Raw genomic sequence first — 13290 nt, 5'->3', positions numbered from 1 at the left:
GTCATGGCATGTCATGGCCGGGCGGCCGGGCTGCTCATCGGCTTCATCGCCTCGCCGGCCGGTGCCTTCGGCCGTTCCAGCGACCGGGAGCGACCGGTGGGAACCCAGGTTTCCGTCGAAATCGTCTCGCCATCTCCGTATGCCCAATGCCCTTTCCAGGAACCATCCGGCTGCAGATCATATTGCGAAATTCCAAAACCGCTGCCGTTACCGTAGCCGATGGTGATCATATCGTCATCCACCGAGGCAACACCCGTGGTTGCCGCATTCCCCCGCCTGCCGCCGATGCCCACACCGGTCGAGCTCATCCCTGCAATCGTCCATTCCACCGAATAGGTTTCGCCGGTGCGGCGGACGGCGACGGTTCCCTGATATTCGCCGCCATCATCGGGATTGATGCCGGTCACGTCATAGGTCCCAACGGGATCGGCGAGCGCCGGTCTGGAAAGGGCAGGGATGGAAACGGCGGCGGCCAGCAAGAGACCGGCAATGCCAAAACTGCGCCTGTTCATTCTGCCCTCACGCTTTCGTCTGCGAAACCAGCTCTGGTTTTTGTCTTCGAACGCATAGCGGTCCGGCAGTTCGAAATCCAGAACCATGTGGCGCTGCAAACAATTCCTGGACGGACAGACCTTGGAAAAGCCAAACGCCGCGCCTTCAAAAGACGCGGCGCCCAATTTTGTGACCGAAACGATCCAAAAATCGTGGTTGCTGTTTGCTGTTAGTAGATCACCACGCTGCGGATGCTTTCGCCCGCATGCATCAGGTCAAAACCCTTGTTGATATCCTGAAGCGGCATCGTGTGGGTGATCATCGGGTCGATCTGGATCTTGCCTTCCATGTACCATTCGACGATCTTCGGTACATCGGTGCGGCCGCGCGCGCCGCCAAAGGCGGTGCCCATCCAGTTGCGGCCGGTGACCAGCTGGAACGGACGCGTGGAGATTTCCTGGCCCGCACCTGCAACGCCGATGATGACCGACTTGCCCCAGCCGCGATGCGAACTTTCCAGCGCCTGGCGCATCACCTTGGTATTGCCGGTGCAGTCGAACGTGTAGTCGGCGCCGCCGATCGTGTCGCCATTACGCTTGGTCAGGTTGACGAGATAGGGAACGATGTCGTCGCCGACTTCCTTCGGATTGACGAAATGCGTCATGCCGAATTTCTCGCCCCAGGCCTTGCGGTCGTTGTTGATATCGACGCCGATGATCATGTCGGCACCGGCAAGGCGCAGGCCCTGCAGAACGTTGAGGCCAATGCCGCCGAGACCGAAGACGATCGCCGTCGAGCCGACCTCGACCTTGGCCGTGTTGATGACGGCGCCGATGCCGGTGGTCACGCCGCAGCCGATATAGCAGATCTTGTCGAACGGCGCGTCCGGGTTGACCTTGGCGAGCGCGATCTCTGGCAGAACGGTGAAATTGGCGAAGGTCGAGCAGCCCATATAGTGGAAGATCTTGTCCTTGCCGATCGAAAAACGGCTGGTACCATCCGGCATCAGGCCCTGTCCCTGGGTGGAGCGGATCGAGGTGCACAGGTTGGTCTTGCGCGACAGGCAGGAATAACATTCGCGGCATTCCGGCGTGTAGAGCGGAATGACGTGATCGCCTTTTTTCAGCGAGGTGACGCCCGGGCCGACATCGACGACGATACCGGCACCCTCATGGCCAAGAATGGCCGGAAACAGGCCTTCCGGGTCGGCGCCCGACAGCGTGAATTCGTCGGTATGGCAGATGCCGGTCGCCTTGACCTCGACCAGCACTTCGCCGGCGCGCGGGCCGTCGAGCTGGACCGTCATGATTTCGAGTGGCTTGCCTGCCTGCACGGCAACGGCGGCGCGTACGTCCATTGTTGTTCTCCCTCGTCTGAATTTGCGGCACAATTGCAGAGTGGCCGGTGGCGCTCAAGCCGGAATCGGCTGAGAATCGATGTTGAAATCCTACATGTCCTGTAGGACGCGGTTGATCTCCATCTCAAGAGCGGAGATCGCCTTTCCCGTCTGCTCGTGCAGTTTCTTCACTTGCGCCAGCTGATCGCGCAACTGTCCGGAGACGGTATTGGACAGTTCGTCCTTCGGCGCTTCGCCGATCCCGGCGATCAGCCAGGCCGGTGTGACCCCCAGCACGCCGGCCAGCATGAACAGCCGGTTGGTGCGCGGTTCGGAGCGGTCGCGCTCCCAGGCCGAAATCGTATCGCCGCGAACGCCGAGCTGGTTGGCAAGGTCCTTGACCGAGAGGTTCATCGCATCGCGCGCCCGCCAGATGCGGCCCCCCAACGTGTCGTTGTCGCTTGGCCTGCGCAACATTGCCAGGGCGGTTTCCGTCGATAGACGCATCGGTCTCTCCTTTTTGCCTTTGGGGCTTGGGTGGGTCGAGTTCCGGGGCGGCCGCGATTGCGGTCGAAGACTTCACTGTTGCAATTTATAGAACCTGCTGCGAAATTGGACACCCTTCCACGTCAAAAATACCGCCAAAAGCGTCTTCTGTGCGCGTCCTTTTCCGGACGGCGCCCACAATCGGATATCTCCCGTGACCCCATCTTCGCCGAGTGCCGTAGCACCCACGCATACCGTTATGCAGGGACTTGCCATCATGCTGGGAGCGATGATCATCCTGCCCTGCATGGACGCGATCGCCAAATATATGGCGGTCTATCAGGGCATGTCGCCGGCGCAGGTGACCTTCTACCGGTTCTTCTTCCAGGTGGTTTCCGTGCTGCCGGTGCTTCTATCGACCGGTGGCCTGCGCGCGCTCAAACCCCAGCGGCTCTGGTTCAACCTGTTGCGCGGCGTGCTCCTCGCCGCTGCGGCCTTGCTGTTTTTCATCTCGGTCAAATACATGCCGCTTGCGGACGTCTTCGCCATCTATTTCGTCGAACCGTTTATCCTCACCTGCCTTTCGGCCCTGATCCTGCACGAAAAGGTCGGCTGGCGGCGCTGGCTCGCCATCTTCGTCGGGTTCGGCGGCGCCATGATCGTCATCCAGCCGAGTTTTGAGATTTTTGGGCTGAAATCCCTGCTGCCGGTCTTCTGCGCCTTCCTGTTTGCCTGCTATCTGCTGCTCAACAGGGTGGTTGGAAATGCCGATACACCCCTGACGATGCAGACCATTGCCGGCATCGGCGGCTCGCTGTTCATGGTTGCCGCCATCGCCGTCGGCTATACTGCGGATTCGGTGGATTTTATTCCGTCGCTGCCGCATTCCACGCTGGGCTGGGTTCTGGTCATCGCGCTCGGCACCATTTCCGGCTACGGCCATCTGATGGTGGTCAAGGCGTTTCAGGCGGCGCCGGTATCGCTTCTGGCGCCGTTCCATTATCTGGAGATCATCACCGGCACGGTACTGGGCTTCCTGATTTTCAGCGAATTCCCGACACTGTCGAAATGGCTGGGCATCGCCATCATCATCGGCTCGGGCCTGTTCATGATCTGGCGTGAACGCCGGGCCGGATTAATGCTCAAAATGGAGTGAATCCATCAAGTCTCTGCTAACAAACATTCTTTCCGGATTGGCAACTGAAGCCGTCTAGGTTCACTCCAGTTTCATGATGAAACGGGAGAGGAAACGATGGATGACCGTCGTCTTTCTTGTCCGGCATGTTCCATCGCCGGGAAGACATGGCTGATGCTCGGTTCAATCGCCGTTTCGCATCGGCTGTGTCTTTTCTCCAGGGATTATCGCGTCGCAAGAGGCGGTAATCCCTCTGGCGATCCGCGGCAGCCTCCCGTACGATTTTTCACGCTCCATCGCCCGCCGTCCGGCTGGCGATCAAGGGAAAGGCGCCTATGGCCACGCATGCACCGGCGATCGCGCTTCTTGTCATTAATGTCGGGCTTCTCTGGCTTCTTCTCGCTTTTCCCGTGGGTGTGCGGACCATACGGGTCAGCCGGACGTTTCATGCCAGCCGGGACAAGATCTGGAACGCCATCTTTCCGCTGGGCCAGTCGGCAGACTGGCACCATTCGGTTTTGACCAGCCAAAGCTTTGCGGACGCACCCGACCGGGTGCAGCAGACCTATACCCATCTCGACCGGCACGGCGAACCGATCGTCCGCACGTTGCAGATCATGCAATCGCTCTCCGGTACTGAGTACACAGCACGCGTGCTGGAAGACAGCGCCCTTGACGCCGCCTTCTGGACGGATTTCTCCGAGCGCCGTTGTCTTGGCGGGGACGGAGATGTGATGCACCTGACGATCGAGCAGACCGACCGCTATCGTGGCCTTGCCTTTCTGATCTTCCGCTTCTTTTCCCTGCGGCGCGAGATGAAATCCCTGCAGCAATGGCTCGACACCGGCGAGAGCAAACCGGCGCGCGCCGTCTTCGAGCATCCATTGGTCCAATGCGGATTGGCGGTTTTATCGACGCTGCTCTTGTGGCCGTTCTTTGGTCTCACCCGTGGCGGACTGATGTTATCGACGCTTTTGACGCTGGTCATCGTGCTGCACGAATTGGGGCATCTGGCTGCCTATCGCGCGTTTGGCCACAGGAAGGTGCGAATGATCTTCGTGCCGCTGTTAGGCGGCATTGCCATCGGCGGCCGGCCCTATAATTCGCTCTTCGAGGTTGCCACCTGCGCGCTGATGGGGGCGGGCCTGTCGGCCTTCCTCATCCCCGCCGCCATCATCCTGCACAAGGCAGCCGGCCATGGCACGTTCGGCTCGGGAACGGCGGTGCTGATCTTCCTGCTGATCCTCGGGGCGTTCAACCTGCTCAATCTGTTGCCGATGAACCGCTTCGATGGCGGCCAGGTCCTGCGCCAGGTTTTCCGCTCCCGCAGCGGGCGGATGGTGGGAAGCTTCCTCATCACCCTGATCATTGCCGCTGTCGGCTGGCGGGTCGGCCTGTCGGCGCCGGCCCTTCTGGCGGGGCTTGCCGTATTTGCCCTGTTGAGCATGATGGGCAGCACCGGCGTCAAGCCGCGCCACCGCCTGGACGAGATGACAGGCAGCCAACGGATCCTCAGCGGCCTGGGGCTCTACTCCGCCGTGGCGCTGCACGGCTACGCCGTCGTCTATGCGACGGACCGGTTGTTTTCCTGGTCGCAGGGCTGACAGCCGAGATCATTGACCGCCGGGCCGAAAATAGTCTCGAAGGCCTGGCGAAGCTTGATGTCGACATCGGTCATCATCACCGGCATGCCGAGATCGACCAGGCTGGTGACGCCATAGCCACGAATGCCGCACGGTACGATACCGTCGAAATGGTCCAGTTCCGGATCGACATTCAGCGACATGCCGTGAAAGCTCACCCACCGGCGAAGGCGGATGCCGATCGCGGCGATCTTGTCTTCTGCCATCGAACCGTCGGGCAGGCTCGGCCGGTCGGGACGCCGCACCCAGACGCCGACCCGGTCCTCGCGCCGCTCACCCCTGACATTCATGCTGGCAAGCGTCTCGATGACCAGGCTCTCGATCGCTGCGACAAAGGCGCGGACATCCTGCTTGCGCCGCTTCAGATCAAGCATGACGTAAACTACGCGCTGCCCTGGACCATGATAGGTATATTCGCCGCCGCGGCCGGTCTGAAACACCGGAAAACGGCCGGGCATCACGAGATCGGCGGCATCAGCGCTGGTGCCGGCGGTGTAGAGCGGCGGGTGTTCGACCAGCCAGACCAGTTCATCGGCCTCGCCGGCGGCAATGGCTGCTGCCTCACGCTCCATCGTTTCGACGGCGTCCGCATAATCGACCGGGGAGGGCGCGATTCTCCACCGCACCGGCGGACAGCCTTCGGCTGCAAAGAAGGTTTTCTCCAGATTTTCGCGCTGCATGGTCCAAGCAATCCCGTTGATTTACTTTTCTAAATGGTACGTCAAAGGCCAAGAGTCCAGCATTCTCAGGCACGCGCCAACCAGCCTGTTGAAATAGTTGATCCCGCCGTCAACTTTCTGTCATCCTGCCCTTGTGCACCCCAAATGCTTTTGCTACATGCAGCCCCGCCGGAGCAATTCGGCATCTACCACGATGCGGTCGTGGCGGAATTGGTAGACGCGCAGCGTTGAGGTCGCTGTGGGGCAACCCGTGGAAGTTCGAGTCTTCTCGACCGCACCAAGAACCCGGCTTTATGCCGGGTTTTTTGTTGTTTCACAGCAATTTCACAATTGGGCCTCTCCCACGAGGAACTCGTCGCTGTAGGTTGAGACAAGTGGCGACTGAAAAGTCCGATAGTCTAGCTAGGCGTTCAAAAAGGATGTTTGCACGATGGGTTTGACCGCCGATTGATAAAGCGTGAAGGTCAAGCATTTAGCGGGTGTACGCCCGAGCCCCTCGTTCTCAGTGAGACAAAATAAGCCCGGTTGGTTTAAATGCTTTCAGATAGATTTTGATGTTGGGGTTTGCCGCATTAGTTGTAGATTTCGCGTTTAAGAATCGGCATTATTCTCAGCGCCTCTGTTACCAAGTCCTGAGTACTAAACTCTTCACCCCAAAATATTATATCGCGCGATTTAGGATCAAAAATCCGAAACTTGTCGATCGGCTGATTTGTTAAAAAAGATTCTTTGCTTCCAAAATTTTTGTCCACATAGTTCTTATTTTCAGATTCCCTCCACCATTTGTCAATGCGCTCGTCCATATGCTCGAAGTTGTTTCGCATCGTTACTTGCCTAAGAGGGGAACCATCCGATATGCCAATACTCGCACGCAGCAGTGCACGGTCATTTGCTTTTTTTCCTCTTTGCCCCCACAGCATTTTAGAAATATTTGCGCCTGCGTTGAGTAAATTTTGCAGAAAATACATTGTTTGATCGACGTCCATGTTCGCGAGGCCCGCATCAATGCCTTTGGCCGAAGCCAAAAGATATTTGCACTGATCTAGGACTTGCATTTGAAATATACGTAGCAAGTGTTTGTCCATCCATTATCTCCTGTACTAATCTATAAACCTATTTAGGGTGGAGTTGTGGGCTTTTCCTGGTTGAAAAATTGTTGTTTTCTCCAGCTTATCCTTGTGTTTTCTCCTGCTTTGCAAAGCGCTTGACCGCCCGCTCGCGCTTCAGCCGCGACAATCGCTGAAGCCAGAAAATGCCGTCGAGTTGATCGATCTCGTGCTGGAGGCAGATGGACAGGAGGCCTGAGGCTTCCTCTTCCTTCACCTCGCCAGCCAAGGTCTGATAGCGCACCCGCACGCTGTTTGGACGCGTCACGTCTTCGCTGATACCGGGCATCGAGACGCTGCCTTCCGCATGCGAAATCATCTCAGTGGACGACCAGATGATCGCCGGATTGACGTAGGTCTTCACGCCGGATTGAGCGTCAAGCTCAATGACTGTCAGGCGCTGCAGCACGCCGATATGCGGCGCCGTGACGCCGATGCCGGGCGCGGCCCGCATCGTGTCGAGAAGATCTGCCGCAAGAGCCGCCAGCGCGTCGTCGAATTCCACAACCGCTGCGGCGGGCAGGGCGAGCTGCGGATCGGGAAAACGCAGGATCGGTCGTCTGGACAAGGGCTGGCTCCATTGTATTTGCTCGCTCAGAGCTAAACATTTCACATGATTTTGCAACAGCTTGCGCAAAAACGCGGGTACGATCGGATTGGCGGCCCATAGGGTGGTGGACCTCATCCGTTTGTTGGGTTAGCAGGACAGTGCGGTTCGCTTTTCCAGCGCGCCGCAGTCACCAGTCTGAGACATTGCCTTCCTGCTCCCGTCCGGTTCAGCCGGCGTCTTGGATGGCTGCAATTCTTTTGAGGGCGGGCAGATGAGCAGTACCGGCGAGCAGGACAAAGACCGCAATCCCCCCGAAGCCGATGTTTATGACGGCTCGGATATCTACGCCGAAGACGGCTCGGTGCGCTCCGACTATCTGATGCATGTCGGTGCTGCCATTGCCGACCGCGATCTTCTCTATCTGCGCCAGCACGTTGCGCGGCTGCATGCATCGGAAATGGGCGACCTGCTCGAGGCAATCCAGCAGGATCAGCGCCGGGCGCTGGTGTCGTTGCTCGGCGACGATTTCGACCTGTCGGCCCTGACCGAGGTGGACGAGGCGATCCGTCTCGATATCGTCGAGCATCTGCCCAACGAGCAGATCGCCGCAGCCCTTGGCGAAATGGATTCCGACGACGCCGTCTACATTCTGGAAGACCTCGACCAGGAGGACCAGGAAGAAATCCTGTCGAAGCTGCCTTTTACCGAACGGGTGCGATTGAGGCGGTCGCTCGATTATCCCGAAAGCACGGCCGGACGCCGCATGCAGACGGAATTCGTCGCGGTGCCGCCATTCTGGACGGTCGGCCAGACCATCGACTACATGCGCGAAGACGAAAATCTTCCCGAGAGCTTTACCCAGATCTTTGTTATCGACCCGACCTTCAAGCTGCTCGGCGCGCTTGATCTCGACCGGGTGCTGCGCACCAAGCGCTCCGTCAAGATCGAGACCATCATGCGCGAGACCAACCATCCGGTGCCGGCCGAGATGGACCAGGAAGAGGCAGCCCAGCTTTTCGAGCAGTACGACCTTCTTTCGGCCGCTGTGGTCGATGAGAACAACCGCCTGGTCGGCGTGCTGACCATCGACGACGTGGTCGACGTCATCCAGGAAGAAGCCGAAGAAGACTTGATGCGCCTTGGCGGCGTCGGCGATGAAGAACTGTCCGATTCGATCGTCAGCACGTCGCGCTCGCGCGTCCCATGGCTGATGGTCAATCTGTTCACCGCCTTTCTGGCCGCCTCGGTCATCGGCCTGTTCGAGGCGACGATCCAGCAGATCGTGGCGCTGGCCGTGCTGATGCCGATCGTCGCCGGCATGGGCGGCAATGCGGGTTCGCAGACCATGACGGTCACGGTACGCGCGCTGGCCACCCGCGACCTCGATATTCACAATGCCTGGCGAGTCGTGCGCCGCGAGGCGGGGGTGGGGCTCTTCAATGGCATGCTGTTCGGCGTCCTGATCGGCATCGTCGCCGGAGCCTGGTTTCAGGACTACAATATCGGCGGTATCATTGCCGCCGCCATGCTGATCAACATGATCGCTGCAGCGCTCGCCGGCATCATGATCCCGTTGCTGCTTGACCGTTTCGGGGCCGATCCCGCTGTATCCTCGGCCGTTTTCGTCACGACAGTCACCGATGTCACCGGTTTTCTTGCCTTTCTCGGGCTTGCAACCTGGTGGTTCCGGGTCAGTTGACATCCGGCGAAAGTTTGACTTTTACGTCAAAGTCAATCAAACTGCCCTTTCGCATCGTGATGGCCTCGATTCCGGCCTGTTGACCGGTGCAACACTTCAACCGCAGGCGCATGATCAGGCACATTCCGCCTGATTTTGAACATTGCGGCGCAAGGCGAGGCAGGCGTGAACAAGTACTATACCATTACCGAGCTGACACGGGAATTCGGCGTTTCGACCCGCACGCTGCGCTTCTATGAGGATGAGGGGCTGATCCACCCGGAGCGGCGCGGCAGGACACGGCTGTTCCGCTCGGCAGATCGCCGCCTGATCATGGAAATCCTGCGTGGCCGCCGTATCGGCTTCACCATCGCCGAGATCCGCGAAATCATCCAGGTCTACCGCGACCCGCCGGGCGAGGCCGGACAGCTGCGCCTGCTGATGAAGCGTGTCGAAGAAAAGCGCGACGAACTCAACCAGAAGCGCAAGGATATCGAGGAAACGCTGGAAGAACTCGGCAATGTCGAGGAAGCATGCCTCACCCGTCTGGCTGAAATCGGCGTCGGTACCTGAGCCACCTTTACAGTCTTTTCTTGAGCGTCACCCGCCGCCACTGACGAACTGCGGCTGTTGAGTGCTCAGCGGCCCGGCGCAACGGGATCTGATCCCTGTCCGCTGTCCTGTGACTGAAGGGTGCATTGCCCGGCGATAAGCGACACGCGCGCGTCGTTGACATCGATCTTGCCCTGGTTCAGCGGTTCAAACAGATTTTCTTCCATCAGCTTGTCAAGCGTGCAGCTGCAAAATGTGGTGCAGATCGCAGCACTTTCCTGTAGGCTGCAGGAGGCCACGCAGTTGTTTTGATAGGTGACGAGCGGATCGGGCTTGGCCGCCGGAAAGCCCAGCGAATAGGCATAGACCAGCGCAAACAACAGCGGCTGGTGAACGAGATAGATGATCAGGCTGTGACGGCCGGCTGCCGTGAGCGCCCTTTTCCAGCGCGCGCTGCCATCGCTGCGCAGTTTTTCAAACCATCCGAAGTTCATGGCGATGCGCGCGATGGCGATCCCGGCAAGAAACGGTGCGAGCCAGGGAAGCAACGGCACGTAATCGTTGGAGCGCGGCACTGTTTCCGACAGTCCCACCCACCAGAGCGCCGGTGCGTCGAAAAAGGATGAGCGCAGATAGAATGGTGCGGCGAAGGCGCAGGCGGCGGCAACGAGCGTAACGACCGCAGGCAGGCGCAGGAAGACAAGGCCGATCAGGCTGGCTGCGGCAATCGAATGCAGGATGCCGAAGAAGATGAAACTGTCCGGAAAGGCAAACCAGGTGGCGATGGTGATGACCAGGGCTGCAGCCGCGATCTTGGCAAAGCGGATGGCGAAGGGCCGGGCCTTGAAGACCGGATAATGGCCAAGCACAAGCCCGACACCCGCCAGAAACAGAAAGCTGCTGGCAATCATCCGCGCAGAGATCTTGAAACCGCCGGTACCGACCGTGCCCGCATCGAGATAGCCGAAATATTCGAGATCCCAGGAAAAGTGATAGGTCGCCATGGCGATCAGCGCGATGCCGCGCAGCGTGTCGATTGCCCATATCCGGCCACGTGGGGCTGCGGCTGCCGGATGTGTGGCGCCGTTGTCGGTTTCGGTGGCTGTGTTGATATTCGGCATCACTCTATCTTTTCTGAACAGGCGGCATCTTGGACCAGCAGGCTTGGCGCAACGCATTATGGGTGTGCCTGCCCGAGATTGGCTTCCTCAAGACTTTCAGGGGTTTGTGTCGTCAAGAAGGGCTTCGCGCGCCTCCGAATAGAATTGCCGCCGCGTCAGCACGAAGATGACGAAGACGGTCAGCGCCATGAAGACGTAGGGGCTGATGAACCAGCCGAGATAGCCGATCGACAGAAAGACGCTGCGCAATCCGGCATTGAAATGCTTGGCGGCGAGAATGTTCATCTTGGCAGCGCGCCCGGCGGCGCGTTCGGCTCGGGGGCGATCCTGCAGAATATCCGACATCATCGGAATGCCGCCGACGAGAATGGAGCAGTAGTTGAACAGACGGTAGGACCAGGCGAACTTGAAGAAAGCATAGGCAAACAGGCAGGCCAAGCCGCCGACCTTCAGCTCGAACGCCGTGCGCCCACCATGAAACACATAGGGCAGATCGCCCATGATCGCTTCAACCCGGTCCGTGGCGCCCAGAAGCGCGAAACAGCCGCCCAGCGCAAAGATCGTCGTGGACGCGAAAAAGGCGGTGCCGGCCTGCAGTCCGGCGACGATCTGGGTGTCGATCATCTTCAGGTCGCGGTTGAGTGAATTCAGCAGCCAGCGCCGCCGGTTCTCCATCATCAGCCGCGTCAGGCTAATGCGCTTGAGATGCACCTTGCCGTCCGTGGCCCAGTTGTAACCGGTCCACAGCAATGCAAAGACCGCCAATGCGATATAGTCTGTCAGTGTCATGCCTCGTTTTTGGCATGGTTTGCTAAAATTGCAAGGCATGGTGAAAGTTTAACCCACCCCTTGAAATCCATGGGCGGGCATGGCGACTTATGAGTGAGGAATCGTGCTACAGCCACCCGGCGGCCACCCGTGTCGCATGCGCAGGAGCAGATGTCGGTTGATCGCCTGATGACGGGCGCAGGATGGCCTAGTTTCGATGCAATGATCGTGGTCCGGCAGCCTTGTCCGGTCTTCACAAGCCCTGGGGCGGAGTTCGCATGTTTCTTTCGGTTTTTGACGTTTTCAAGATTGGCATCGGCCCCTCCAGCTCGCATACGATGGGACCGATGTCGGCGGCCAACCGCTTTCTCGACCTCATTCTCTCCAGCGACTGGCCACGCCCGGCCAATGCCGCGGTCGCGTCGATCAAGTCCAGCCTGCACGGATCGCTGGCCTTTACCGGCATCGGCCATGGAACGGGCAGGGCGGTGATCCTCGGCCTGATGGGCGAACGCCCGGACCGCGTCGATCCCGACCGGATGGATCCGATCATCGATGAAGTCGAACGCACCGGACGCATCACGCCCCCCGGGCACCCCGCTTACGAATTCCAGCCGAAGACCGATCTTGTCTTCGACAAGAAGGTTCCGCTGCCCGGTCACGCTAACGGCATGTCCTTCTCCGCCTTCGACAAGGACGGACGCCTGCTGTTGAAGCGCGTCTATTATTCCATCGGCGGCGGCTTCGTCGTCACCGATACGGAACTGGAAGCCCTGAAGGCGAGCAAGACCAAGCCCGGTGGCGTCAAGGTGCCCTATCCCTTCTCGAGCGCAAAGCAGATGCTCGACATGGCGCGCCATTCCGGCCTGTCGATTGCCCAGATGAAGCGGGCCAACGAGGAATGTTCGGTATCGGCCGAAGAGCTCGACGAGGGGCTCGACAAGATCTGGGCCGCGATGAAGAGTTGCATCGACCGTGGCCTGAACGGCTCGGGCATTCTTCCCGGTGGCCTGAAGGTCCGCCGCCGCGCCGGCATGATCCATGACAAGCTGCAGGACGAATGGCGTTCCAACAAGATCAATCCCTTGCTCGCCAACGATTGGCTGAGTGTCTATGCCATGGCGGTAAACGAGGAAAATGCGGCCGGCGGCCGCGTCGTCACCTCGCCGACCAATGGCGCCGCCGGCGTCGTTCCCGCAACCATCCGTTACTACCTGCATTTTCATGAGGATGCCGATCATCACGGCATTCGCGATTATCTGCTGACGGCGGCGGCGATCGGCGGCATCATCAAGTTCAATGCCTCGATTTCCGGTGCCGAGGTCGGCTGTCAGGGCGAAGTCGGTTCGGCATCTGCCATGGCGGCAGCGGGTCTTGCGGCCGTCATGGGCGGCACGCCGGAGCAGATCGAAAATGCTGCCGAAATCGCGCTGGAACATCATCTCGGCATGACCTGCGATCCGATCGCCGGTCTTGTCCAGGTTCCGTGCATCGAACGCAATGCGCTCGGCGCCGTCAAGGCGGTCACGGCGGCCTCCCTGGCGCTCAAGGGCGACGGTCAGCACTTCGTGCCGCTCGACGCCTGCATCGAGACGATGCGCCAGACCGGCTTCGATATGCATGACAAGTACAAGGAAACCTCGACGGGCGGGCTCGCCGTCAACGTCGTGGAGTGCTGACACCAACCCAGCTGTGGAGCGGCCGGACAACAGGCTTGACCGCGACCGCTCTGCGGGTGTTCAA

Annotated in this window: 13 protein-coding genes and 1 tRNA gene; 6 read left to right on the top strand and 8 right to left on the bottom strand. The window is 59.5% G+C overall.

Annotation, left to right across the window (positions count from 1 at the left end; genetic code table 11):
* Positions 1 to 11: 11 nt before the first annotated feature.
* The 3 genes from PYR65_RS14600 to PYR65_RS14590 form a co-directional block, all read right to left on the bottom strand.
* Positions 12 to 599 carry a hypothetical protein gene (locus tag PYR65_RS14600; protein WP_276118516.1) on the bottom strand — a complete coding sequence of 196 codons (588 nt, stop codon included), beginning with the start codon at positions 597 to 599 and terminating at the stop codon, positions 12 to 14.
* A gap of 122 nt (positions 600 to 721) precedes the next feature.
* Positions 722 to 1849: an S-(hydroxymethyl)glutathione dehydrogenase/class III alcohol dehydrogenase gene (locus PYR65_RS14595; RefSeq protein ID WP_060638372.1), complete on the bottom strand. Its 1128-nt coding sequence runs from the start codon at positions 1847 to 1849 to the stop codon at positions 722 to 724.
* A 90-nt stretch (positions 1850 to 1939) separates the two neighbouring features.
* Entirely contained in the window at positions 1940 to 2335 is a 396-nt protein-coding gene (locus PYR65_RS14590) for a helix-turn-helix domain-containing protein (RefSeq protein ID WP_060638371.1), read from the bottom strand.
* A gap of 238 nt (positions 2336 to 2573) precedes the next feature.
* Here PYR65_RS14590 and PYR65_RS14585 point away from each other — a divergent pair, with 238 nt between their 5' ends.
* Positions 2574 to 3470: a DMT family transporter gene (locus PYR65_RS14585; protein WP_276121066.1), complete on the top strand. Its 897-nt coding sequence runs from the start codon at positions 2574 to 2576 to the stop codon at positions 3468 to 3470.
* 314 nt (positions 3471 to 3784) lie between these two features.
* Complete coding sequence (locus PYR65_RS14580) at positions 3785 to 5053, top strand: zinc metalloprotease (RefSeq protein WP_276118515.1); 1269 nt, start codon at positions 3785 to 3787, stop codon at positions 5051 to 5053.
* Here PYR65_RS14580 and lipB read toward each other — a convergent pair.
* Positions 5014 to 5772 (bottom strand): lipoyl(octanoyl) transferase LipB, encoded by a 759-nt coding sequence (gene lipB, locus PYR65_RS14575; protein ID WP_276118514.1) that lies wholly within the window; start codon positions 5770 to 5772, stop codon positions 5014 to 5016. The two genes, PYR65_RS14580 and lipB, sit on opposite strands and share 40 nt — an antisense overlap.
* Positions 5773 to 5967: 195 nt before the next feature.
* Here lipB and PYR65_RS14570 point away from each other — a divergent pair.
* Positions 5968 to 6052, top strand: a tRNA-Leu gene (locus PYR65_RS14570).
* Positions 6053 to 6344: 292 nt separating this feature from the next.
* Here PYR65_RS14570 and PYR65_RS14565 read toward each other — a convergent pair.
* The gene (locus tag PYR65_RS14565) at positions 6345 to 6857 is read right to left on the bottom strand and encodes a hypothetical protein (protein WP_276118513.1); all 513 of its coding nucleotides are present in this window, start codon (positions 6855 to 6857) and stop codon (positions 6345 to 6347) included.
* A gap of 85 nt (positions 6858 to 6942) precedes the next feature.
* The gene (locus tag PYR65_RS14560; protein ID WP_276118512.1) at positions 6943 to 7446 is read right to left on the bottom strand and encodes a peptide deformylase; all 504 of its coding nucleotides are present in this window, start codon (positions 7444 to 7446) and stop codon (positions 6943 to 6945) included.
* Between the two features lie 253 nt (positions 7447 to 7699).
* Between PYR65_RS14560 and mgtE the strand changes: the two genes are divergently transcribed.
* Entirely contained in the window at positions 7700 to 9127 is a 1428-nt protein-coding gene (gene mgtE, locus PYR65_RS14555; RefSeq protein ID WP_060638366.1) for a magnesium transporter, read from the top strand.
* Between the two features lie 165 nt (positions 9128 to 9292).
* The gene (locus PYR65_RS14550; protein WP_060638414.1) at positions 9293 to 9679 is read left to right on the top strand and encodes a MerR family transcriptional regulator; all 387 of its coding nucleotides are present in this window, start codon (positions 9293 to 9295) and stop codon (positions 9677 to 9679) included.
* Positions 9680 to 9744: 65 nt separating this feature from the next.
* On the opposite strand, the gene PYR65_RS14545 is transcribed toward PYR65_RS14550, so the two are convergent.
* Together PYR65_RS14545 and PYR65_RS14540 are read right to left on the bottom strand one after the other, a co-directional pair.
* Positions 9745 to 10779 (bottom strand): DUF1624 domain-containing protein, encoded by a 1035-nt coding sequence (locus tag PYR65_RS14545; protein ID WP_276118511.1) that lies wholly within the window; start codon positions 10777 to 10779, stop codon positions 9745 to 9747.
* 96 nt (positions 10780 to 10875) lie between these two features.
* Entirely contained in the window at positions 10876 to 11568 is a 693-nt protein-coding gene (locus PYR65_RS14540) for a DUF599 domain-containing protein (protein ID WP_060638364.1), read from the bottom strand.
* 257 nt (positions 11569 to 11825) lie between these two features.
* Between PYR65_RS14540 and PYR65_RS14535 the strand changes: the two genes are divergently transcribed.
* Positions 11826 to 13226, top strand: coding sequence for an L-serine ammonia-lyase (locus PYR65_RS14535; RefSeq protein ID WP_276118510.1), 1401 nt, complete (start codon positions 11826 to 11828; stop codon positions 13224 to 13226).
* The last annotated feature ends 64 nt before the right edge of the window (positions 13227 to 13290 follow it).

Origin of the sequence: Pararhizobium qamdonense (genome assembly GCF_029277445.1) — a bacterium.
Taxonomy (GTDB): domain Bacteria; phylum Pseudomonadota; class Alphaproteobacteria; order Rhizobiales; family Rhizobiaceae; genus Pararhizobium; species Pararhizobium qamdonense.
This window is presented reverse-complemented; position numbering and strand designations above follow the sequence as displayed.